Genomic DNA, 960 nt, shown 5'->3' on the forward strand with positions numbered 1-960 from the left:
CTTTATTATTAAGCGGTTATTCGTTATTTACACTCATTTTGACTGGTCTCCGTATGCGCCTTAAATCACTGCATACAATTTGTCTAACGTTATGTACAACGCTGATACTGCTGGTATCTAGCGTGGTTAACAGCGCACCTTTAATGAGTATCAAAATGATGTCGAGTGGCGCTATGATGCCTGAACACATGACAGAAATGGCAAGCGCGAACGATCACTGCGGCTCCCCGAGCATGAGCATGAGCATGGAGATGGCCTCATCGTTGAGCTCCGACTCTACAGAAATGACCATGAGCTGTGTTGATGGCTCCGGCATGATCCACAATTGCTGCACAGCATCTTGTTCATTCGTTTTCGTCCCGTTACCAGCCCCTGTCAGCCAGCTATCCCCACTGGCTTATCGCGCATCCATTGCCTCAGAAATCACCGCACCAGTGGTACAAGTCACCCATGATTTGTATCGGCCTCCGATAGTTTAATCCATACAAAGCATTCGACCCTGCATCCCTTTGCAGGCAGTTTCTTTGCGCCCAACTGATAGCGTGCTCACCTCAGCTATTCGCTCGTAACTCTTTTTGTTACCTGCTATTTAGCGATAAAAAAGTGCGTCATCCGTTTGGCAAATACCAACGCTCTCCCGCTCGGTTCAATCGTTCCCGAAACGCAAAAGAGCTTGGTATCAATTTGGATGTAAATTATGGAATTCAACCCAAATCGCTTAGTGGCACCAGTATGCTCACTGGCTCTGGTTGCCCTACCGGCTTTCAATGTGGTGGCGCAATCGCCAACCAATACGAAAGCACAACAAGAAGCGCAAGCTCAATCAATCCAAGCCCAATCAACCAATGAGCTAGCAAACCTCATTAGCATTGCGTTGAGCAACGATGGCAACCGTAAACAGTTCTATGCTCAATCGGAAGCGATGCGTGAAACAGGCGTAGCCAGCGCAACCTTGATGGA

Annotated in this window: 1 protein-coding gene and 1 pseudogene; both read left to right on the forward strand. The window is 47.9% G+C overall.

Translation table 11 applies throughout. From position 1 onward, the window contains the following. The first annotated feature begins 53 nt into the window (after positions 1-53). Entirely contained in the window at positions 54-479 is a 426-nt protein-coding gene (locus R8N47_RS23890) for a hypothetical protein (RefSeq protein ID WP_318185936.1), read from the forward strand. A gap of 218 nt (positions 480-697) precedes the next feature. Continuing rightward, positions 698-960 (forward strand): annotated as a pseudogene (locus tag R8N47_RS23895) (copper transporter); the annotation flags it as partial.

The sequence above is a fragment of the Vibrio sp. 2132-1 genome (genome assembly GCF_033344315.1).